The 20,202-nt window shown below is 38.4% G+C and carries 19 protein-coding genes and 1 other RNA gene; 4 read left to right on the top strand and 16 right to left on the bottom strand.

Annotated elements, in window-relative coordinates; all coding sequences use genetic code 11:
* Nucleotides 1–30: 30 nt before the first annotated feature.
* The 13 genes from KQI94_RS06075 to KQI94_RS06015 all read right to left on the bottom strand — a co-directional run bounded on the left by KQI94_RS06075 (nucleotide 31) and on the right by KQI94_RS06015 (nucleotide 11,494).
* Complete coding sequence (locus KQI94_RS06075; RefSeq protein WP_002360563.1) at nucleotides 31–549, bottom strand: GrdB-related putative oxidoreductase; 519 nt, start codon at nucleotides 547–549, stop codon at nucleotides 31–33.
* Between the two features lie 17 nt (nucleotides 550–566).
* The gene (gene celB / locus KQI94_RS06070; RefSeq protein ID WP_002384702.1) at nucleotides 567–1,922 is read right to left on the bottom strand and encodes a PTS cellobiose transporter subunit IIC; all 1,356 of its coding nucleotides are present in this window, start codon (nucleotides 1,920–1,922) and stop codon (nucleotides 567–569) included.
* Between the two features lie 18 nt (nucleotides 1,923–1,940).
* Complete coding sequence (locus KQI94_RS06065; protein ID WP_002357981.1) at nucleotides 1,941–2,270, bottom strand: PTS sugar transporter subunit IIB; 330 nt, start codon at nucleotides 2,268–2,270, stop codon at nucleotides 1,941–1,943.
* Between the two features lie 19 nt (nucleotides 2,271–2,289).
* Nucleotides 2,290–3,243 (bottom strand): N(4)-(beta-N-acetylglucosaminyl)-L-asparaginase, encoded by a 954-nt coding sequence (locus KQI94_RS06060; RefSeq protein WP_002369603.1) that lies wholly within the window; start codon nucleotides 3,241–3,243, stop codon nucleotides 2,290–2,292.
* A gap of 169 nt (nucleotides 3,244–3,412) precedes the next feature.
* Entirely contained in the window at nucleotides 3,413–4,711 is a 1,299-nt protein-coding gene (locus KQI94_RS06055) for a Sapep family Mn(2+)-dependent dipeptidase (protein ID WP_002390091.1), read from the bottom strand.
* Entirely contained in the window at nucleotides 4,708–5,472 is a 765-nt protein-coding gene (locus tag KQI94_RS06050; protein WP_002361633.1) for a GntR family transcriptional regulator, LSA1692 subfamily, read from the bottom strand. Before KQI94_RS06050 ends, KQI94_RS06055 begins: the two co-directional genes overlap by 4 nt.
* Before the next feature lie 172 nt (nucleotides 5,473–5,644).
* A complete protein-coding gene (nth, locus tag KQI94_RS06045) occupies nucleotides 5,645–6,292 on the bottom strand; it encodes an endonuclease III (protein WP_002357985.1) in 648 nt (215 codons plus the stop codon).
* Nucleotides 6,293–6,306: 14 nt separating this feature from the next.
* Nucleotides 6,307–7,023, bottom strand: a complete 717-nt coding sequence (locus tag KQI94_RS06040; RefSeq protein WP_002357986.1) for a DnaD domain protein — start codon at nucleotides 7,021–7,023, stop codon at nucleotides 6,307–6,309.
* Between the two features lie 32 nt (nucleotides 7,024–7,055).
* Nucleotides 7,056–8,552, bottom strand: a complete 1,497-nt coding sequence (locus KQI94_RS06035) for a carboxypeptidase M32 (protein ID WP_002369606.1) — start codon at nucleotides 8,550–8,552, stop codon at nucleotides 7,056–7,058.
* A gap of 18 nt (nucleotides 8,553–8,570) precedes the next feature.
* Nucleotides 8,571–9,734 (bottom strand): class I SAM-dependent RNA methyltransferase, encoded by a 1,164-nt coding sequence (locus KQI94_RS06030; RefSeq protein WP_002357989.1) that lies wholly within the window; start codon nucleotides 9,732–9,734, stop codon nucleotides 8,571–8,573.
* Nucleotides 9,735–9,971: 237 nt separating this feature from the next.
* Nucleotides 9,972–10,340, bottom strand: an RNA gene (gene rnpB, locus KQI94_RS06025) — RNase P RNA component class B.
* A gap of 107 nt (nucleotides 10,341–10,447) precedes the next feature.
* Entirely contained in the window at nucleotides 10,448–10,858 is a 411-nt protein-coding gene (gene gpsB / locus KQI94_RS06020; RefSeq protein ID WP_002357990.1) for a cell division regulator GpsB, read from the bottom strand.
* Nucleotides 10,859–10,951: 93 nt separating this feature from the next.
* Entirely contained in the window at nucleotides 10,952–11,494 is a 543-nt protein-coding gene (locus KQI94_RS06015) for a DUF1273 domain-containing protein (protein WP_002369608.1), read from the bottom strand.
* 62 nt (nucleotides 11,495–11,556) lie between these two features.
* On the opposite strand from KQI94_RS06015, the gene recU reads away from it, so the two are divergent.
* Entirely contained in the window at nucleotides 11,557–12,174 is a 618-nt protein-coding gene (recU, locus tag KQI94_RS06010; protein WP_002388848.1) for a Holliday junction resolvase RecU, read from the top strand.
* A gap of 41 nt (nucleotides 12,175–12,215) precedes the next feature.
* The gene (locus KQI94_RS06005; protein WP_002360569.1) at nucleotides 12,216–14,552 is read left to right on the top strand and encodes a PBP1A family penicillin-binding protein; all 2,337 of its coding nucleotides are present in this window, start codon (nucleotides 12,216–12,218) and stop codon (nucleotides 14,550–14,552) included.
* 83 nt (nucleotides 14,553–14,635) lie between these two features.
* Here KQI94_RS06005 and KQI94_RS06000 read toward each other — a convergent pair whose 3' ends face one another.
* From KQI94_RS06000 to KQI94_RS05990, 3 genes are all read right to left on the bottom strand, one after another.
* Complete coding sequence (locus KQI94_RS06000; protein WP_002357995.1) at nucleotides 14,636–16,246, bottom strand: CTP synthase; 1,611 nt, start codon at nucleotides 16,244–16,246, stop codon at nucleotides 14,636–14,638.
* Nucleotides 16,247–16,553: 307 nt separating this feature from the next.
* Nucleotides 16,554–17,171, bottom strand: a complete 618-nt coding sequence (gene rpoE, locus KQI94_RS05995; RefSeq protein WP_002357996.1) for a DNA-directed RNA polymerase subunit delta — start codon at nucleotides 17,169–17,171, stop codon at nucleotides 16,554–16,556.
* Between the two features lie 76 nt (nucleotides 17,172–17,247).
* Nucleotides 17,248–17,685 (bottom strand): DUF1934 domain-containing protein, encoded by a 438-nt coding sequence (locus KQI94_RS05990; protein ID WP_216454336.1) that lies wholly within the window; start codon nucleotides 17,683–17,685, stop codon nucleotides 17,248–17,250.
* Nucleotides 17,686–18,016: 331 nt separating this feature from the next.
* Here KQI94_RS05990 and KQI94_RS05985 point away from each other — a divergent pair, with 331 nt between their 5' ends.
* Nucleotides 18,017–18,832: a lipoate--protein ligase family protein gene (locus KQI94_RS05985; RefSeq protein WP_002390086.1), complete on the top strand. Its 816-nt coding sequence runs from the start codon at nucleotides 18,017–18,019 to the stop codon at nucleotides 18,830–18,832.
* Nucleotides 18,829–20,199, top strand: a complete 1,371-nt coding sequence (locus KQI94_RS05980; RefSeq protein WP_002357999.1) for a dNTPase — start codon at nucleotides 18,829–18,831, stop codon at nucleotides 20,197–20,199. The genes KQI94_RS05985 and KQI94_RS05980 overlap by 4 nt, the downstream gene beginning before the upstream one ends.
* The last annotated feature ends 3 nt before the right edge of the window (nucleotides 20,200–20,202 follow it).

Raw genomic sequence — 20,202 nt, 5'->3', positions numbered from 1 at the left:
ATTCTGGATTTCTCTTTAGATTATCAACAATTAAAAACAACTTGTTTCTTCTAACTGTTTGGTTTCTTTTCCATTTGCTTTTGCCACGACCAATTGCGCCATTTGTTTAAACGAATTATTTAAACCAATGCCGCCCTTTTTGGGCATCTTCACAATCGGTACTTGCTGATAATAGTGACTAACTGCTGGATTTTCTTCTGCCATTGCTGCAATTGCAGGAATGCCCGCAGCATTAAACTTACAAGCTAGATGAGCGGCCATTTCTCCAAAATTAGGATAATGCATGGCAGGTCCGCAAAGAACCGCATCGGCATGAAACTTTTTTGCAAAGCCAATAAATTTCTTTGCTACCTCTTCCTCGTTTTCCAAATAATATTGGTCTCCACAATAAAGTGTCGCAACAATTTCCGCTCCTTGCTTCTGTAAAAATGGTAGCAATGTTACCCCTGGGCCTAAGGGAGCTTTTTTACCACTTGGTTTCAGCTGAGCTTGTTCATCACTGCCAAATCCTGCTAAACTGTGGTTTAAGACTAAAAGGATTTTTTTCATGCCTATTTCCTCCTTATTTATAAATCATCGAAGTCAAAGGAATCAAAATCAATTTCTTCACTCTCTTCTTCTTGTGCTTTCCATTCTTCACGTAAATATTGGTCATCCATAACTCGAATAAAAGGATAGTAAATGAACATTCCTAGTACCAATAAGAGAGCTTGCAGAATTGATCCTTGCCAACCGCTGACTAAAAATCCTGAGATAATTGGTGGGGTCGTCCACGGCAATTGAATACCATTCGTCAATGGAACTAAGCCCCAATCCATAGCAAAATAGGCAATAATAATATTAATTGCGGGTACTAAAACAAATGGAATTAAAAGGATTGGATTTAAAACAATTGGTAACCCAAAAATGATTGGTTCGTTAATCCCAAAAACACCAGGAATTAGTGAAAGTTGCGAAAGCTTTTTAATTCGTTGACTTTTACAGAATAAGACCATCACAATGATTAATGAGAGTGTGGAACCGGCGCCACCAAATGTTGCAAACATGTCTTGAAATTGTCCAGTGATGATGTTGGGAATTTCATGGCCGTCTTTAAATGCTTGTAAATTTTCAACAGACAATGCCCGCAAAACAGGATTAAAGACTGCGCCAACCACACTACCTCCGTTAATGCCAAAGAACCAAAAGAAGTGTAAAAATAAATAAGCAATGCTCATTGCACCTAAGGTATTACCAAGACTCAATAAGGGCGTTTGTAGAAATTCAAAAATAACATCTTGTAAATTACCATAAGGAGTTAAAGCAGCCAGCCAATTAACTAAAAACATGAGAGTAACAACTAAAAAACTCGGAATCAGGGCCTCAAAAGACTTAACCACTGTTGGTGGCACTCCTTCTGGCATTTTTATTGTCCACCCTTTACGAACAATGGCCACAAATAAACGAGTCGCAATTAATGCGACAATCATTCCTAAAAACAAGCCACTGGAACCCATCCATTTTAAAGGTAAACTAGTAACTTCATAAACCTTTGAACTATTTTCCGGTGTAAATAATGTTTGATAAGGCGTTACAATAAAAAATGAAACCAATGCGATAATTCCTGCTTGCATTGCATCCACATTGAATTGTTTCCCTAAACTATAGGCAATACCGACAACGGCCAGAATAGTCATTACATCAAAACTAGCACTAGCTGGAACAGACATCATTGTCGCCCAGTCTTTACCAAGCAAATGAGACATCCAAGTATCCCATTGTGGCAAAGGAAAATTAGCAATTAATAAGAAGACCGAACCAACAATCAACAAGGGCGTTGATAAAAGGAAGCCATCACGAATCGCTACTAAATACTTATTTTCTCCTATCACTTTTGCCAAAGGGGTCAATACGCGCTCTAACCAATCCAAAAATTTTTGCACGGTCGTCACTCCTATCTATTATTTTTTATTTTGCTTAATTAACCGCAGCGCTTCTTTCAATGCTTTTTCGCCATCCATCATGCCATAAATTTCTGGCGCAATTGCAGCGACAGGAATCCCTTGAGGAGCAAATTGTTCTTTTGTTTTTTCTAATAAAAAACGGACTTGTGGTCCTAATAAAATAGCAACAGGCTTCTCTGCTTCAACCACTTCTTGTGCTCTTGCAATAGGAAAAGCAGTAATCATTAAAGGCATTTGATGTTTTTCCACCACTTCCATCATTTTATTCACCATAATACTTGTAGACATTCCTGCATCACAAAAAAGATAAATTTGTTTTTTACTCATGTTCTTTCACTCTCCTCATTTATTCAATTGGTGCTTTGATTCTTTTTTCATAGGCTGCTAACCATTCTTGTAAAATCGGCTGAATCTCTGTGGTATGATTCTTGCCTGGATTTGCAATATAGATTTCTGGTTGCTGCATATCAGTACCAACCGTAAAAGTAAATTCCACATTCGTAGCTACGCCCCAGTCTCCCTGTTTGTTCATGGCCACTAGTGAAAAAGCTCCTGCTTTCCCATAACGTTGGGTCAATTTTTCATGAAAAGCATAGACGGCTTGATCACATGCTTGTTGTGGCGAGCACCCTTCCCCCATTAAACGGACGATTTCATAAGAAAGACAGCCTTTCATTAAATCTTCACCTAATCCTGTAGCCGCAGCACCACCAATTTCGCTATCAACATAAAAACCAGAACCTGACAGTGGTGAATCACCAACACGTCCTGCTTTTTTCATGAAGAGTCCCGAACTGGAAGTGCCAGCTGCCATTGATCCTGTTTGGTCTAACGTAATAGCGCCGACAGTATCATGCCCATCATAGGGGTTCAACTGATTTTCCTGAATTTCTTTTAAACGCTTTTGCCACCATTGATTAGCGCGTTCTGTCAACATATTCTTTCTTTCAAAACCGTGCAACATTGAATATTTCGTTGCACCTGCGCCAACACGAAAACTATTAAACTTCTCTTTACTTAATGCTTTAGCCACTGAAATCGGATTTTTAACATCTGTAATTCCTGCCACAGCACCAATTGCAAATGTGTCTCCATCCATATAGGCAGCATCCATTTCTAAAATCCCTTCCTCATTAGGTAAACCGCCGTAGCCCACTGACTTATAAAAAGGATAGTCTTCTACTTCTTTAATTAATTGTTCCACGGCCGTGCCTGCAGCACCTCCTTGTTGTAATTCTTCTGCAGCTTTTAGTAACCCATCATGTGCCATCCGCCATGTCGCAATTGCACCCCAAGTCATTTTCCATCCGCCCTTTCGTTAACGCTTACATTTCTCCACCATTATAAACTAGTATATACTGTTTTGTATATACTGAAAATGAAATTTTATACAGAAAAATAGAAGATACACGTATGCGACCTCTACGAAACACATTGGCTTCTTCTCATACGTGTATCTTCTATTGGTTTTATGCTTCTGTTAATGCAATCATCGCTTGCATATAGATTTCCAGATTAAGCAGTAAATCTTTTTCATCCATATATTCATCTTGGTTATGCGCAATGCCTTTTTGACCAGGAAATGATGGACCAAAAGCAACGATATTCGGCATAAAGCGAGCATACGTAGCACCTGTAGTTGTGACTGGCGTCCCATCTAAGCCAGTAATTTGTTCATAAACCTTGGTTAATTTTTGAACATTGCGCTCATCTTTTGGAAACAGCGTACTAGGGAGGCGGCGGATGACGGTCACTTCACTTTCTGGAAATAGTGCCTTCGTTAGCTGCGTGGTTACTTCGTTTTCTGTAATAGAAACAGGATAACGCACGGCCAATGATAACACCAACTGCTGTCCTCGTTTTTCCAACGCATAGGGCGTTAAAATCAATTGCCCACTATCCTGATCCTTAAAGTCTAGAGCTACTCCTTCGCCATAGTGCTTTTCGTGAAAACTAGCGGTTAACCAGTCGAAATACTGTAATAAATTTCCTTTGACTAACTGTTCCTCGCTAATTTTCTGTGCCAATAAAGTAATCGCGTTCTTGCCTAGTTCTGGCGCATTGGAAGGAGCACGTTTTCCCGTGATTGCTGTTGTTTTTCCCGCAATCACCACACTTAATTGATCAGGTACGTGGTCTTTTGCTTGATCACCCATAATCTGACCAATTTGTTCACTTGAATCATCTGGGATGGTCGTTGTGATTTCATAATTAACAATCCCTCGCTCCCCATAAACTACTGGATATTTACAATCTGGAGTAAATCCAAAAACGGGTGCGTTTTCCTTCTCTAAATATAAGGGGATATCTCCACTCCCACTTTCTTCATCCGTGCCAAACATTAAGCGAATGGTTTTCTTTGGTTGGTAACCAAGTTCTTTCAGTAATTTCATTCCATACAGGCAAGCCAAGATAGGACCTTTATTATCTAGAATTCCTCTACCATACAAACGTTGATTTTTTTTCGTTAATTGAAAGGGCGGCACTGACCAGCCAGAACCTTCTGGTACTACGTCTAAATGACCAATAATCCCCAGATATTCTTCCGCTGTTCCCCACTGCGCATAGCCAACTGCGTCATTGACAATCTCAGTTTGAAAGCCATAACGCTCTGCAAGTTTCAGCGTTTCTTCCAAGGCTCTTTTCGGTCCTTCGCCAAAAGGTGCCTCTTTTTTAGGCGACCCTTTCACACTTCGAATCGCCATAATTTTGTTTAAGTCTTCATAAAATAAATCTTTTTGAGCGGCTATTTCTTCTTTGATCTTCATTCGTTCCAAGAACCTCCTAGCTCCACTTGGTTGTTTTCAGACGGGCTATAGCGGGTCAGTGTGTTTTTAAATGTGTACCGATCTGCTCGATATAAAGAGACATCATATAAAATAGGAGTTGCATCAAGCGCATAGGTGATAGAGTGGACTTGTAAAAGTGGTTGGCCCACAGGAACATTCAATAATTCTGAAATTTCCGCTTCAACTAAGATTGCTTCAATTTCTTGATGCGAATAAGCAATCTCGACGTTCTTTTCGATTAAGCAGAAAAGAGAGCCCTCAAAGTCTTGCTTCGTATGGCCTTGTACGTATGCCTGTGGCAAATAAATTTTTTCAACTGTCATTGGCTCGCCGTCTAACATTCGGCGGCGAATCAGTTCATAAATTGCCTCATTTTTGCCTACTTGGAGCGCCTCCCGAATTTTCTCATCGGGATGTACTACTTCTTCAAAGGAAATGACTTCTGTCTGGCTTTTTTTCCCGTAAGCTTTGGCTGCCTCAGTAAAACCTTGTAAGCCAGCGCGACCACTTTGAATTTTCGCTTGCGACATCACATAACTACCTTTACCATGTCGTTTTACCAAAATATTTTTGCGGATCAAATCATCAATCGCTTTACGGATGGTCAAGCGACTGCAGTTATATTCTTTAGCTAAATCATATTCTGAAGGTAATTTTTGTGCACTTACATACAGACCGTCTCGAATCTTCTTTTCAATTTCTGCAGAAATTTGCTTAAATTTGGGTGCATTTTCTGTCATTTCATCGCCTATCTTTCTTCAAAAAAATAAATTTCCTAGTATATACCACACTGTCTATACTAAATCAATTTTTAAGAAACCACAATCATTTGTTGCGTTTCTTAAAAATCAAAAAAGAAAGCGAGCCACAAGTCGGTTGGACTTGTGGCTCGCTTTCTTAGGAAAAAATATGTTATTTCCCTTTCATCCGTTCTTTGCCTTCTTGACACATATAGAGTAGCGGACAGGCTTCACATTTAGGCGCTCTTGCTAGGCAATGATAACGCCCAAAGAAAATCATGGTATGGTGCGTTTTCACCCAGAGTTCTTTCGGAACTTTACGCATTAAGGTTTGCTCAACTTCAGTAACATTCGCATTTAGCTTACAAATTCTAAGGCGCTTGGACACTCGTTCCACATGTGTATCTACTGCAAAAGCCGGTTCGCCGAAAGCATCTCCCATTACTACATTGGCTGTTTTTCTCCCCACGCCAGGTAAACTGACCAGTTCATCTCTGGTTTGCGGAACTTCTCCATTGAAACGTTCTAAAAGTTGTTGTGCGCATGCTTTAATATTTTTTGCTTTATTGCGATATAAGCCAATGGTTTTTATTTTAGCAATAATCTCCTCCACCGGCGCAGCTGCTAAAGCTTCTGGTGTTGGAAAAGCTGCGAATAAACCAGGAGTCGCTTTATTTACCGATACATCGGTTGCTTGCGCACTTAAAATCACAGCAATTAATAATTCAAAAGGATTCTTATGTTTTAATTCACATTCTGCATTTGGAAACATCTCATACATAATTTCAATAGCTTCCATCGTTTTCTCTTTTGATAGCATGGCCCACCTCCTTTTTATTCACTGTCTTCTGGATTTAACCAATTGTGTAATGTAACCTTTGGTAACGATTCTTGTGTCTGACCTTGTTGTTCAATCTCATTTTGAATCATAGAATCTTTTCGTTTTTTCTGATCAGCAGCCACTTGTTCTTTGGTGGTAATATTTTTACGCTCCCACGCAAGTAAAATACGATCAATATATTTCAAACTATAGGCCTGATTTAAAACGGCTTCTCGCAACGCTAACCGGATTAATTCAGGGGAATAATGGTCCGTGTTCAACCACTGACCAATCATTTCTAATTCAATTGGTGAAAGTGGACGTCCGAATTCTTTTTCAAAGCCTTGGTAAAGCTGTTTAATTTCATCTTCGTGGTTTGCGACAACTTGTTTTTCTTTGCTCGTTTGTAAAAATAATTGAATCTTTTGAAAAACAGGCAGTAAATCATACGTATCCATCATTTGACCTTTTTGGTTTTGTTGTGTTTCAATTCGAATAAATCCGCGAGAAACCAATTGATTTAACAACTTATAAATCGTATCTGGCGTTTTACCCATCGTCTCTGCAATCGCCATTAAGTCTGGAAATAAATCGCCTGCATTTTGCGAACGAAAAAGTTGCAGTAAAAAGAGAAATTCATCATCTTTCAAACCAATTTTTTGGTAATGATCAAATAGTAAGTTTGAGATTGTTGTTTCACCAGCTTCTAAATATTCACGAATTGATAACATTGTTGTTGTCCACTTCCCCTTGCTTGTTTCACTTATTGCACATGATAAACATCAAAATAAATAGCTTTCATATAATCAATTAAATAACTAGGATTCAATTCTTCTCCCGTTGCATCATAAATTAATTGATTTGGTTTACGTGAAGCGCCGTACTGATGAATATGTTGTGTTAACCATTTACGGATATCAGAATAATCCTCCGAAGCTAAAATTTCATCAACAGATAATTCTTGTTTCATTGCGTGAAATAGTTGCGCGGCGTACATATAACCCAAGGCATAAGATGGGAAATAACCAAAGCTACCTCCAGACCAATGAACATCTTGAAGGGCACCTTCTAAATCATTTTCAGGTGATACGCCTAAGTACTCTTGGTATTTTTCGTTCCACACTTTTGGCAAATCAGCGACTTCCAAAGAACCATTAAACAACATTTTTTCAATTTCATAACGAATAATGATATGCAAAGGATAGGTGAGACTATCGGAATCAATCCGTATCAAACTTGCTTTCGTTTCTTTTAAAGAAGCATAGAAATCTTCAAAAGCAATATCATCAAAAGTGCCTTCTGCGCATTCTTGGAAAAACGGGTATTGTTTTTGCCAAAAAGCTCGGTTGCTACCAATGATAATTTCATTAAAGAGCGATTGTGATTCGTGAATCCCCATAGAGGCGCCTTCGCTTAGTGGTGTAAAGTCAAATTTAGGATCAAAATTTTGTTCATACATCCCATGACCCGCTTCATGAATCACACCAAATGTTGCCATTGAGAAATTATTTTCTTCCCAGCGCGTAGTAATCCGCGCATCATTTCGATTTAGAGCTGTCATAAATGGATGAACTGTATCATCTAATCGTCCTTTTGAAAAATCATAGCCTAATTGCTCAACCACACCAATCACAAAACGGCGTTGTTGTTCTTTGGTCATTCTTCTAGATAAAAAGTCAGTTCTAGGCGGCGTACCTTTTTCCTCTAAAACGGTCCGAATCTCTTGAATCCCTTGTTTTACTTGGTCGAATACTTGGTCTAGCTTCTCAACCGTCATCCCTGGTTCAAATTGATTTAATAACACATCATACGGAGTTTTTTCTTCTTTTTGCCAATAAGGAATGAACTCTTTTTGGAACGCAACGACCTTCGTTAAGGTTTCTTCTAACAAGCCGAAATCTTGTGCAGCGCGTGCTTTTAGCCAATCTGTATGTGCTTGGTTTAATACTTTAACATATTCTTGCATACGTTCAGCTGGAACATTTTTATTCAAAGCATATTCTTCTTTTACTTTTTCAAAAACCAGTTTTCCTAATTCAGATAATTCTTCAGGGCGTGTCTCAAAATAGGCCAATGCTTCTTGAATAACTGGGCCAATACTTCGTTCAAAATATAATCCGGTTAAATACCCTTCTACTTCTCCTCGAAAAGGACTACTTTTTTCTGGCATCCCAGTTGATGAATCCCAGTCTAATAATGTCAAGGCATTTTTTAGTAATTGAATTTCTTTCACTTCTTGTAAAAATACAGCTTCCTTCATTTTTTTACACCAGCTTTCTTAGTCTTCCCGTGGTTTTCTTGGTGGACGTGTTCCCCAGTATTGGAATAAATCTGTTCGTAAGGCTCCGTTGTAAAGCTTCCGTTTTTTAGTAGCTTTGGCACCATAATATTCTTCAAAAGCAAGATCACTCGTCAGTATATACTTGCTCCAAGTAGTTAACGGACGGAAAACATGGCCCATTTCTTTATACAAACGACGAACACTTTCCTCTTCTCCTAAACGCTCACCATAAGGCGGGTTAGCTACCATTACACCATATTCCTTCTCGGTTGTAAAATCTTTTAATGCCAATTGTTTAAAAGTAATTGAATCACCTAAACCAACTTCCTCAGCATTCGCTCGTGCGACTTCAATCATTCGCCCATCAACATCTGAGCCACAGATATCTAATTCAACATCGTAGTCTGCCTTTGCCTCGGCTTCGTTACGTACTTTTTCAAAAATTGCTGGATCAACCCAATCCCATGTTTCACAAGTGAAACTACGATTAAAGCCAGGGGCAATGTTATGGCCAATTAATGCTGCTTCAATACAAATTGTTCCAGAACCACAAACTGGATCATAAAAAGGACGATCTTTGCGCCAATTGGTCAACATCACTAAAGCAGCTGCCATGTTTTCCTTAAGAGGTGCGCCCCCCTTTTCAATGCGATAGCCTCGTTTAAATAAACTTGGTCCAGTCGTGTCCAACGTCAACGTCACTTTATCTTTTAGAAGAGCCACTTCTAATTTAAACAAAGCTCCTGTTTCGGTTAAAGGCACCGTCGCTGGACGATGGTAAACTTCTCTTAAACGGTTAACAATGGCTTTTTTGGTGATGGCTTGGCAATCAGGAACACTATACAATTTTGACTTAATTGATTTACCTGCAACTGGAAATTCTGCATCTAAAGGCAAATAATCTTCCCAAGGAAGTGCTTTAACTTTTTCAAATAATTCATCAAAACTATAGGCGTTAAATTCGCCAACGACGATTTTAATCCGATCTGCTGTTCGTAGCCATAAATTGGCAGTGGCAATTGTTTCAACTGTGCCTTCAAAGACGGCCCGACCATTTTCTACTTCACAGGGAATCCCTAAATCACGCAATTCTTTTCCAACTAATGCTTCTAAGCCACTAGCAGCCGTTGCAACAAGTTTGAATGTTTTTTCTTTCGTCATAAAAACTCCTTCTTGACTCTTTTTTATTGTCTGGAGCTAACAGTCCTGCCGACTACTGCTCCGCTTGTTTTTTGTAATTGTCCGCTTTCTCTGAACTAAACGGTCCTGTCCCGGCCTCTTTAGAACAGACAGCTTACTACTTTTATCTCAGTTTCTTTATTTTAACATTTTTTTATTCTTTTCGTAAAAAAAGCCTTCACAACTACGTTGGAAGGTCTTCCTGAATTACTTGTAATTTTCTATAAGCCATGTTCTGTATCACCAATTCTTCAGGAAAAAATGGTGACGGTCATCATCTATCTGCAGAGTAAACTCTGCCTCTTCTACTCGTTCATTTCCTTTAGAAGAGCGCCCCTACCATTGTTTGGGTTGCTCGCTCGAGGGGTTTACCGCGTTCCACCGATGGAGTTTCCCACATCGCTTCGTCACTGTGGCACTTTCAAGGATACTTTGACATAGTCGAAACCTTAGTCATTTTTCCTGCCGTTACTCTAAAAGAGTACCTTAGCTTATGATTTCGCTAAGCACGAACACTACAAGCATCTCAGCTTGTGCGAGCATGGACTTTCCTCAGCTTGCAAAAGCAAACCGCGATCACCCGAAAATTACAAATCTGTTTAAACGAACAGCAAAAATTTACACACTACAACAAGTGTCCGCTATTCTAACAAATGCTTTCTGTTCCTCGTGAAAACTTGACTTAAATTGTCTTGTTAAAATTGACGTGTTTGTGCATTATCAACATCATGGTTCGCTGGTTCTGCAGTCATTGACGGTGCAGAAGGCGTTACAGGCGTTGAAGGTGTTTCATCTAACTTTTTACCAAAAACTTCACGCTCTAAGTTTGATAAACGTTTTAAAATATCAAAGTTGGTCACTGCTGCACTTTTTGGTACTTCTTGAGCAACACGAGGCGTTGGTTGGGCTTTTGATAATTGGTCTAATTTTGCCATTAAGCGGCTGTTTTCTTCTTGCAAGCTTAATAATTCTTTATTATAAGCTTCGTAGTCTTTAATAACATTGTCTAAAAATTCGTCTACTTCAATTGGGTCATACCCGTTCATCATTTTCGTTTTAAATTCTTTTTGTAAAATGTCTTTAGGACTATATACTAAATTTGCCATGTTTACACCTCATTTGTTTATTTACGATAGAAAATTTCATAGTTCCACAAATACTATTGTAACGAAAAATAGCTAGAAAATCAAACAGATTCTCTAATCAATCACCGAGTTTTGTAAATCATCCATTGTAATTAAGCGAATATCATAGGGTTCTCGTTCCGAAAAATGTTGTGCATCCTTTAAAAAATACTCCGTTTTGCCAGGGTACTCTTTGTCATAAATAAGTAAGCTGCCCCCAGAATGTTCCAAAAGAAATTTTGTATGCATTTTTAATTGTGCTGGCGATTGATAGGGCTGGTGACTTACTGAGTTGATATAATCAGCCAAACTTTCCGCTTTCGTTAACAGTTCTCGATTTTGTTCATTCCAATTATTGCCAAAGTCTTTAAACGGATAAAGTAAACCTAGCTGAACTTCTGGATATTCCGTTTTTAATTCCCCAACTACTTCAGCTGTCCAAAGTTCAACACCTAAATTGCCAGAAATCAAAATCCATTCTACTCCCGTTTCAATATAACTGGCTAACTCTTTTTTTAAGACATTTTTAATAACTGTGATTTTCGGGTCTTTTCCTTGAAATATCCCCAATTCAAAGCTGCGATAACCGGTGACATAGAGGGTTTTTATCATTTCCATAAGTCATCCCTTTTCTTTCAGGTCTTTTTTTTGGTATAATACAGGCTAGGAGTGTGATAAACGTGACGTTCCATTATCCTAACGGAATACCTTATAATCATCATGAAGCACAATCACCAAAAAAACAAGTAAAAAAGAAACGCCCCGTTGAATTTGGTAATCGTGGGATGGATTTCGAAGAAGCGATCAATCAAAGCAATCAATATTATCTATTGAATAAGCAAGCAGTCGTTCATAAGAAACCAACTCCTGTTCAAATTGTTAAAGTAGATTATCCCAAACGAAGTGCGGCTGTTATTAAGGAGGCCTACTTTAGACAAGCTTCAACGACTGATTATAACGGTGTATATCAAGGCCGTTACATAGATTTTGAAGCGAAAGAAACGAAAAATACCACGTCCTTTCCCTTTAAAAATTTTCATCAACATCAAATTGATCATATGGAACAATGTATAGCACAACAAGGGATTTGTTTTGTGCTATTATGGTTTTCAAGCTTAAAACGCTGCTTCTTTTTTAGTGGTGAAAATCTAATAACGCATTGGAAAAACCAAGCAGTTACTGGAAAAAAATCTATGCCGCTTGCACTCATCGAGAAAGAAGGAATTGAATTATCTTTTGGAATCGCACCGCGAATCCCTTATCTCGACGCAGTGGAACAATATATTCAGACACACTAGATTCATAAAGTTTTGAAAGTATAACAAAGGAGTTGCTATTTATGCCAACCGCAAATTCAGGCTCGCGAGCTGCTAGACATGCATCCAACACCTCATCGAAGTCGAGTTACAAGAAAAAGACACAACCGCCGAAAAAGAAAAAACGGCTTGTTTTAAAAATCTTTCTTGGCTTACTTATCGCTGGGATGGTCGCTTTTTTAGCAGGCGTTGGTCTTTTTTGGTTCTATGCACGACAAGCCCCAAAATTAGAAGATGACAAACTGAATGCGACAGTTTCATCGAAGCTTTACGATATTAATAATGAAATTTTTGAGGATTTAGGCGCAGAAAAGCGTGAATTAATTCAACCAAATGATGTGCCTCAATTATTAAAAGATGCCATTGTTTCTGTCGAAGACCGTCGTTTCTATAAACACATTGGTGTGGATCCGATTCGGATTATCGGTTCTGCCCTTTCAAATGTCAAAAATGGTGGATTACAAGGCGGAAGTACCTTAACCCAACAATTAATTAAATTGTCCTACTTCTCTACAAAAGAATCTGACCAAACCTTGAAACGGAAAGCACAAGAAGCATGGATGGCTGTTCGTTTAGAACGTGAAAAATCAAAAGAAGAAATTTTAACTTACTACATTAACAAAGTCTACATGGCGAATGGTTTTTATGGAATGGAAACAGCGGCTGAAAATTATTATGGTAAACATTTATCTGAACTTGATTTACCACAAACGGCCCTACTGGCAGGAATGCCACAAGCGCCAAACTCATACGATCCCTATACAAAACCAGATACTGCTAAAGAACGTCGGGATGTTGTACTTTACACAATGTACGACAATAAAAAAATCTCGAAAGCAGAGTACGAAAAAGCTAAAGCTACTCCAATCGATGAAGGCTTAGTGCCATTAAAAGCCAGTGATGACAATCGAAAAGTCGTAGATAATTACGTCAAAGAAGTAATCAATGAAGTGAAAGCAAAAACTGGTAAAAATGTTTACACAGACGGACTAGATATCTACACAAACTTAGATATGAATGCCCAAAAACAACTTTACGATATTGTCAACAGTGATCAATACGTTGCGTTTCCAGATGATAAAATGCAAGTGGCTTCAACCGTTATTGATGTTGCCTCTGGACAGGTCCGAGCACAAATTGGTGGTCGTCACATTCCTGATGATGTGCAATTAGGAAACAATTTAGCTGTTAACACCCAACGTGATGTTGGTTCAACTGTGAAACCAATCATGGATTATGGTCCCGCAATTGAGAATTTAAATTATTCGACAGGTCGTCTCATGGTGGATAAACCAACGAAATATCCTGGTACCGACATTGATGTTTTCAACTCTGATTTAACATATCAAGGCGTCATTACTATGCGCCGTGCGATTATGGGTTCTCGTAACACCACCGCGGTCCAGACGTTTGATGAAGTTGGTAAAGAAAACATCATGCCTTTCATTAAAGGACTAGGAATTGACTATAAAAACTTAGAAGCGTCGAATGCCATTTCAAGTAACACAAGCGATGTAGATGGCGATAAATATGGAATTTCCTCATTGAAGTTAGCAGCAGCTTATGCGGCTTTCGCCAATAACGGGATTTACAACAAACCGTATTACGTAAACAAAGTCGTTTTCAATGATGGAACTAGCGTTGATTATCAACCTGATGGTAAACGTGCGATGAAAGACTCTACCGCCTATATGATGACGGATATGTTAAAAGATGTTTTAAACGGCGGAACAGGATTTAACGGCGCCATTCCAGGCTTAATCCAAGCGGCCAAAACAGGGACTTCTAACTATACTGATGAAGATTTAGCACGAATGGGCACAACAGAAAAAGGAATTGCCCCGGATAGTACCTTTGTTGGTTATACAACACACTATGCCGTTTCTGTTTGGACTGGATACAATGATCGAAATACACCAATCTATCAAGAATACTATGGGATTGCCTCGGATGTTTATCGTGAAATAATGAGTTACTTGTCTCAAAATGTTTCAAACGATGACTGGGTGCAGCCAGACAGTGTTGTGCGGGTAGGTAATGAATTATACGTGAAAGATGCCTATGAGGTACCAAATGTACAAGTTTTACCAAGTACTACCTCTTCAGCACCACAGCCGGAATCTAGCAGTACGGTGGAATCCTCTTCCACAAAAGAAGCGGAAAGTTCATCAAGTTCTAGTTCAGAAAGTGCGCCTTCTTCCTCTGAAGCGCCACCATCAACCGAACAACCGGCAAGCTCTTCCTCAGCAGAGCAACCGGCAACATCGGAACAACCACCTGAACCATCAAGTTCTAGTTCACAAGAACCGCCGCAACCACCTGAAAGTAGTTCTAAACCAGATGAAAATAAAGCAGCATAAAAAGTACGGGGCTCATGATGAGCCCCGTACTTTTTTAGATTAAAAATGGACGAAGTGAACTGAATCACTTCGTCCATTTTTGCTTATTTACTTTCTTTATTTGCCAAAGCTGCACCAACAAATCCTTTGATTAAGCGTTGTGGGCGATTTGGACGAGAAATTAATTCTGGGTGGAATTGACAAGCCACAAAGAATTGTTTTTCAGGAATTTCAACAATCTCAACTAAACGATTATCTGGTGAAACTCCAGAGAAGACTAAGCCATTTTCTTCAAATAATTGACGGTATTTGTTGTTAAATTCATAACGATGACGGTGACGTTCTTGGACAACATCTTCATTTCCGTATGCTGCCGCAGTTTTCGTTCCTTTTTTCAATTTACATGGATATAAACCTAAACGTAGTGTGCCACCTAAATTCTCGATGTTTTCTTGATCTGCCATTAAATCAATAATGTTATTTGTCACGTCAGGATTAGTTTCTGCAGAACCAGCATCTTCTAAGCCCACAACGTTACGACCAAATTCTACACAGGCCATTTGCATACCTAAACAAATACCAAGGAATGGTACGTCATTTTCGCGAGCAAAACGAATCGCTTCAATTTTTCCTTCAATTCCACGATCACCAAAACCACCAGGAACCAAAATACCATCTGCTGAGCCAATTCTTTCAGCGACATTTTCAGCAGTTAATTCTTGTGAATCAACCCAATCAATTTCGATATCTGAATCAAAATCAAACCCAGCATGTTTTAATGCTTCTACAACAGAAATATAGGCATCTGGTAATTCAACATATTTACCAACCAGCGCAATTTTTGTTTTCTTTTTCAAGTTAAGAACTTTTTCTTCTAATGCACGCCACTCAGTCATGTCTGCAGCCGGTGCATCCAATTTTAAATGATCACAAACAATTTGATCCATGTTTTGTGCTTGAAGTGCTAATGGAATGGAGTATAACGTTTCAACATCACGAGATTCAATTACCGCTTCCGGATTAACATCACAGAATTGTGCTAATTTGTTTTTAGTGTTTTGAGAAACAGGTAATTCCGTACGGACCACTAAAATATTTGGTTGAATCCCTAAACTTCTTAATTCTTTGACACTATGTTGTGTTGGTTTAGTTTTCATTTCGCCAGCCGCTTTTAAGTAAGGAATCAAGGTTGTATGGATGTACATTACGTTGTCACTACCCATATCAGCTTTCATTTGACGCAATGCTTCTAGGAAAGGTAATGATTCGATGTCGCCGACAGTACCACCTACTTCTGTGATAATCACATCGGCATCCGTCATTTTCGCTGCACGCATGATTTTTTCTTTGATTTCATTGGTAATGTGTGGAATAACTTGCACTGTTGCACCTAAGTATTCCCCTTTACGTTCTTTACGTAAGACTTCTGAATAAATTTTTCCAGTGGTTACGTTTGAGTATTTATTTAAGTTAATATCAATAAAACGTTCATAGTGACCTAAGTCCAAATCTGTTTCGGCACCATCATCTGTGACAAAAACCTCTCCATGTTGGTAAGGACTCATTGTCCCCGGATCCACATTAATATATGGATCGAATTTTTGAATCGTTACTTTTAATCCACGATTTTTCAATAATCGTCCTAAAGATGCTGCGACAATCCCTTTTCCAATAGAAGAAACCACGCCACCTGTAACAAAGATGTATTTTGTCATAATAGTTAAAAACCCTTTCTTTGATAATATTTTGTAGAGAGAAGTAAAACAACTTTGAGACTCTTACGTTTCTCCAAATAAAAAAGAAACAAAAATAGAAAAGCTCCCTATCCATTACGAATAGGGAGCTTGTAAGTTCGTTCAAACTTCTGACCTTCTTAAAGGTGCCCAAGTAGTATAATACAAGCAAACGGACATCAGGTCAAGTACTTCTATTCAAGAAAATAATTTTTTCTATTTTCTCATTTTTCTTGGGCATTCAACTAAAAAGCTTGACTCCTTCTTAGGAATCAAGCTTTTTGGTTTCTTACTCTTCAGAATATTCGTCATCAAAATCGTCTTCATCTTCAACATCATCGTCATCAATGATCGTTAAATCTTCTTCGATTTGCGGAATGTCTTCTTCATCATCGTCTGAATCTGCACCAATCTCTTGTAAGTCAGAGTTGTATGCTTTGATTTCTTCATCTTCATCTTCTTCATCATCGTACAAGATGTCTTCTTCATCATCATTTGTTAATTCAGCATCTTCTGGATCGTCATCGTTATAGTCAATTACATCTTCATCGTTTGGATTAGTGATGAAGGCATTTACTTTTTTACGTTTTCTACGACGTGGTGCATCTTCTTCGTCTTCTTCCAAGCCATGTGTAACTTCTTCATCGATTGAATCGATTGGATACCATGAACGTAAGCCCCAACGATTGTCTCCCAATGAGATAAAGCTACCGTCGATGTTTAAATCTGTATAAAATTGTGCTAATTGGTCACGAATTTCACTATCAGACTTGCCAAGATAATTTTGGATTTGGTTAACTAAATCAGAAAAATCCATTACATCTGCATGTTGTTCTAAAATAGCGTGTGCTACTTCAATCATGGATAATTCTTTTTTGTTCAACCCTTCAAATACATTAATTTCCAAGAGGTACACGTCCTTTCACAGTCTACTCCTTATCATACAAAAACATTGAAAAAAAATCAATTCTATTCTGCAATATTTATGCAGTAAATTCTAATTCTAAATGAGATTCTCCGATTCGCTCTGTTTGAGAGTATAAATCATAATCAACTAAAATCTTACCAGACATTGGTTGGTCTTTTAAACTAACACGCAAATTATGTGTAAACGTACTAATCTGTAGCAAGCCATAAGGGGTTCGATAACTTGTATCTAATTTTTCCTGATAGCCAAATCTTAAACGCATCCGTAATTCACCGGCACGAATCAACTGAACATGCCCGTCTGGTTCAATTTTAATGGTTACGGGGGTTGGCTCTGTATCCTCTAATAATTCTTCTTTGTAACGAATGTATAATGTATCACCCATTTTTACTAATTGACCTTCTAAGTCAAAGAAAAAATCTTTTTGTTCGTTGCCTTGTTGGACAATCGTTTTTAGTTGAATCGATACAGGAACGCCTGTTGATAAATCCATAATGGTCACTCCTTTTCCAAAATATAACTTTCTTATTGTTGACTTTTTCAATGTATTTGTCAACTAAAGTCAATTTTTCCTTGCTTATGTACCTTTTCTTATTGTATAAGCTCTTTTCACGGGTTGCAAGCATTTGTTTCATCTATTTAATAAGAAAACCGTTTACTATTTTAGAGAATTCCTTCAGAATTCGTTTATATAACATGCTTTTTTGCGTTTTTTGTATATAATATAAGAGAGAGTAAGAAAATAAACGTATTAAATGACGTAATTATAAATAGACAGGACGTTTTTTATGAGCACAACTTTTCCCCTTCACACCGAATCATTTATGCTCCTTGATTCAGGTTGTTTAACAAACAGTGACTATTTTTTACCTTTTGCCTTGACCGATGTTTTAACCACTTTTTCAGGAATGCAGCACCAACCAATCATTCATTTCTGGCAATTGGATCAAGCAATGATTCTTGGCATGAAAGATACCCGTGTACCACATCTAAAAGAAGGCATCGCTTCTCTGCAAGAAAACGATTATTCTGTAGTCGTTCGCAATGCCGGCGGTTTAGGGGTGATTGCCGATTCGGGTATTTTAAATGTTTCACTTATTTTACCAAATAATTCTGAACACAAATTAAGTATCGATGCGGCTTATGAATTAATGTGGGCTTGGCTCCGTCAGAGTTTTCCGGAGAAAGAGATTGACGCCTTTGAAATTACTACATCCTATTGTCCCGGTACTTATGATTTAAGTATTGGCGGTCAAAAGTTTGCAGGGATTGCCCAACGACGCGTCAAAGACGGTATTGCTGTCATGATTTACATCAGCGTTAACGGCAATCAACTTGCTCGTGGAGAAGTGGTTCGAGACTTTTACCTTGCTGGCTTACAAGAACAATTTGGAGAAAATGGCTATCCACCCGTTGATCCAGCAGTGATGGCAAATTTAGAAACCCTGATTGAGACTCCATTAACAATAGACGCCGTAAAAACCCGTTTAATCGAAGCATTACCTCAACAATTTGAAAAATCTATTGATCCAAACTTAACCGAACCAATTATAACCTCAGAATGGTTCCAAACAAATTTAACTGTCCAGCTGGAAAAAATGGCGCAACGAAACGCCTTAATTAAAGGAGAGATCGTATGACGATTCCGTACAAAGAGCAACGATTACCAATCGAAAAAGTTTTTCGTGATCCCGTCCATAATTATATTCATGTCCAACATCAAGTGATTTTAGACCTTATTAATTCTGCTGAAGTGCAACGATTACGTCGCATTAAGCAACTAGGTACTTCTTCTTTTACGTTTCACGGTGCCGAACATAGTCGTTTTTCCCATTCTTTGGGTGTTTACGAAATTACACGTCGGATTTGTGAGATTTTCCAACGTAACTACTCTGTGGAACGATTAGGTGAAAACGGCTGGAATGACGACGAGCGCCTGATTACACTTTGCGCAGCTTTATTACATGATGTCGGTCATGGTCCTTATTCACATACATTCGAGCATATTTTTGATACAAACCATGAAGCAATCACGGTCCAAATCATCACCTCACCAGAAACGGAAGTCTATCAAATTTTAAATCGTGTTTCGGCAGATTTTCCTGAAAAAGTCGCCAGCGTTATTACTAAACAATACCCAAATCCTCAAGTGGTGCAAATGATTTCTAGTCAAATTGATGCCGATCGCATGGACTATCTGTTACGTGATGCTTACTTTACAGGGACGGAATACGGAACCTTCGATTTAACTAGAATCTTACGTGTGATTCGACCATACAAAGGAGGCATTGCCTTTGCTATGAATGGGATGCATGCTGTGGAAGACTATATCGTTAGTCGTTACCAAATGTATGTCCAAGTCTATTTCCACCCTGTTTCTCGAGGGATGGAAGTGATTCTTGATCATTTATTGCATCGGGCGAAAGAATTATTTGAAAACCCTGAATTTGACTATGATTTACAAGCCTCTCTGCTTGTACCATTCTTTAAAGGGGACTTCACCTTACAAGAATATTTAAAATTAGATGATGGCGTCCTCTCTACGTACTTTACACAATGGATGGATGTGCCTGATTCAATTCTAGGTGATTTAGCCAAACGTTTCCTTATGCGTAAGCCTCTGAAGTCAGCCACCTTTACGAACGAAAAAGAGAGCGCAGCAACGATTGCTTATTTAAGGGAATTGATTGAAAAAGTTGGTTTCAACCCTAAATATTATACTGCCATTAATTCAAGCTATGATTTACCTTACGATTTTTATCGTCCAAATAAAGACCGTCATCGTACACAAATTGAATTAATGCAAAAAGATGGCTCATTAGTGGAATTAGCAACGGTCAGTCCCCTAGTTGCAGCACTTGCTGGTCAAAGTCAAGGAGATGAACGTTTCTATTTCCCTAAAGAAATGCTTGACCAAGGAAATAAAAAACATTACGATTTATTTGATGAGACGTATCGTGAGTTTTCAAGTTACATTCATAATGGTGCGTTAGTTTTAAAAAAATAGGTT

The sequence above is a fragment of the Enterococcus sp. S183_ASV_20 genome, assembly GCF_018919685.1.
Taxonomy (GTDB): Bacteria; Bacillota; Bacilli; order Lactobacillales; family Enterococcaceae; genus Enterococcus; species Enterococcus faecalis.
The sequence above is the reverse complement of the archived record's forward strand: the minus strand, read 5'-3'. Positions and strand labels throughout refer to the sequence as shown.

Bases quoted from the DNA above. Each gene is read 5' to 3' on its own strand.
- KQI94_RS06050 (WP_002361633.1), bottom strand. From the start codon at position 5,472: ATGACAGAAAATGCACCCAAATTTAAGCAAATTTCTGCAGAAATTGAA.
- KQI94_RS06015 (WP_002369608.1), bottom strand. From the start codon at position 11,494: ATGGAAATGATAAAAACCCTCTATGTCACCGGTTATCGCAGCTTTGAA.
- KQI94_RS06040 (WP_002357986.1), bottom strand. From the start codon at position 7,023: ATGTTATCAATTCGTGAATATTTAGAAGCTGGTGAAACAACAATCTCA.
- KQI94_RS06060 (WP_002369603.1), bottom strand. From the start codon at position 3,243: ATGACTTGGGGTGCAATTGCGACATGGCGGATGGCACATGATGGGTTA.
- KQI94_RS06065 (WP_002357981.1), bottom strand. From the start codon at position 2,270: ATGAGTAAAAAACAAATTTATCTTTTTTGTGATGCAGGAATGTCTACA.
- KQI94_RS06055 (WP_002390091.1), bottom strand. From the start codon at position 4,711: ATGAAGATCAAAGAAGAAATAGCCGCTCAAAAAGATTTATTTTATGAA.
- KQI94_RS05985 (WP_002390086.1), top strand. From the start codon at position 18,017: ATGCTCCTTGATTCAGGTTGTTTAACAAACAGTGACTATTTTTTACCT.
- KQI94_RS05990 (WP_216454336.1), bottom strand. From the start codon at position 17,685: ATGGATTTATCAACAGGCGTTCCTGTATCGATTCAACTAAAAACGATT.
- KQI94_RS06000 (WP_002357995.1), bottom strand. From the start codon at position 16,246: ATGACAAAATACATCTTTGTTACAGGTGGCGTGGTTTCTTCTATTGGA.
- nth (WP_002357985.1), bottom strand. From the start codon at position 6,292: ATGCTATCAAAAGAGAAAACGATGGAAGCTATTGAAATTATGTATGAG.
- KQI94_RS06075 (WP_002360563.1), bottom strand. From the start codon at position 549: ATGAAAAAAATCCTTTTAGTCTTAAACCACAGTTTAGCAGGATTTGGC.
- gpsB (WP_002357990.1), bottom strand. From the start codon at position 10,858: ATGGCAAATTTAGTATATAGTCCTAAAGACATTTTACAAAAAGAATTT.
- KQI94_RS05980 (WP_002357999.1), top strand. From the start codon at position 18,829: ATGACGATTCCGTACAAAGAGCAACGATTACCAATCGAAAAAGTTTTT.
- KQI94_RS06030 (WP_002357989.1), bottom strand. From the start codon at position 9,734: ATGACGAAAGAAAAAACATTCAAACTTGTTGCAACGGCTGCTAGTGGC.
- KQI94_RS06005 (WP_002360569.1), top strand. From the start codon at position 12,216: ATGCCAACCGCAAATTCAGGCTCGCGAGCTGCTAGACATGCATCCAAC.
- KQI94_RS06035 (WP_002369606.1), bottom strand. From the start codon at position 8,552: ATGAAGGAAGCTGTATTTTTACAAGAAGTGAAAGAAATTCAATTACTA.